General features: G+C 65.7%; 1 pseudogene. It reads right to left on the bottom strand.

The features are described from left to right. Positions 1–58: 58 nt before the first annotated feature. Positions 59–1,213 (bottom strand): annotated as a pseudogene (locus AC2VON_RS04905) (ISAzo13 family transposase); the annotation flags it as partial. Positions 1,214–1,215 lie beyond the last annotated feature (2 nt).

The raw sequence follows: 1,215 nt of genomic DNA, 5'->3' as shown, positions 1-1,215 counted from the left end.
AGGGCTCGCGCAGTAATTAATCGGGTTCTGGTGGGCGTGTCGCGGTGTGGTCGGCGGTGAGCGTGTAGTTCCAGTCGCCGTGGAATTCGTGACGGCGCAGTTGGGTGGCTTCCAGGGCGGCGATCTGCTTGTCGGTGATCTTGATGCCGCGCTCGTAGGTGGTGGTGTCGAGCACCGCATTCACGGTTAGACCGGTGGATGTGGTTGTTGCCCTGAGAGTTTCAATGACTACCTCGTGGGATTCCAGGGGTCGTCCGCGCCAGTTGCGGCTGATCGCGGAGAACAGCCGGTGTTCGATCTTGTTCCATTTTGAGGTGCCGGGTGGCAGGTGGCAGACCGTGATGTCGAGTCCGGCCTCAGTGGCGAAGGCGGCGAGTTCGGTTTTCCACAGCCGCAGCCGGGATCCGTTGGAGCCGCCAGAGTCGGCGGTGATCAGCAGCTTGGTCGATCCGGGATAGCAGATGGCGCCCATCGTGGTCCACCAGCGGCGGATCGATTCCACGGCGAACGCGCCGGTGTCGGCGTCGGTGCCGACATTGACCCAGCCGGTGTTAGCGGCGATGTCGTAGACCCCGTAAGGGGACACCTTGCCCAGCTGCTTGTCGGCGAAGTCGTGCACCTTGACCGGGCGTGGCGACCCGGCGGGCTCCCATTCGCGGCCGGCGGCCTTGTAGTTGCCGACGAGTTCCTTCTTCTTGGTGTCCACGCTGATCACCGGGTCCCCGTCGGCCTGGAATCGTTCGACTTCGGTGTTCAGATAGCCGAACTGGGCATCCCGATCCGGATGCTGGGCGCCTTCGAGGGTTTTCGAGTTCGCCTGCAGGCTGTAACCAGCTTCTTTGAGCAGCTTGGCCACCGTCCGCGCGGACACCCGATGCCCCCCGGCGGTCAGCTCGGCGGCCAGCTTCGTCGTCGATTTGGTCGTCCACCGCAACGGCGACTCCGGATCACCGCGCGAAACCGGATCCACCAGCACTTCGAGCGCGTCCAGCAGATCGGGGTCAGTCACCGTCATCGGCGGGCGCCCCGCGCCCGGTCGGCGCACCCGTCCCGGGATCGGTTCGTCGCAATCCAACTCGCGCACACCGGCCGCCACGGTGTCCGGATGCACCCCACTGGCCGCCGCGACCAGCTTGATTCCACCCCGGCCCAGCACCTTGGCCTCCGCGCCGAGCAACAACCGCCACGCCCGCTCGTCTAGATGCGGGCGGATCA

It is taken from the genome of Mycobacterium sp. TH-M82 (assembly GCF_057473605.1).
Note: the sequence above shows the minus strand (reverse complement) of the source record. Positions and strands in the feature narration are given on the sequence as shown.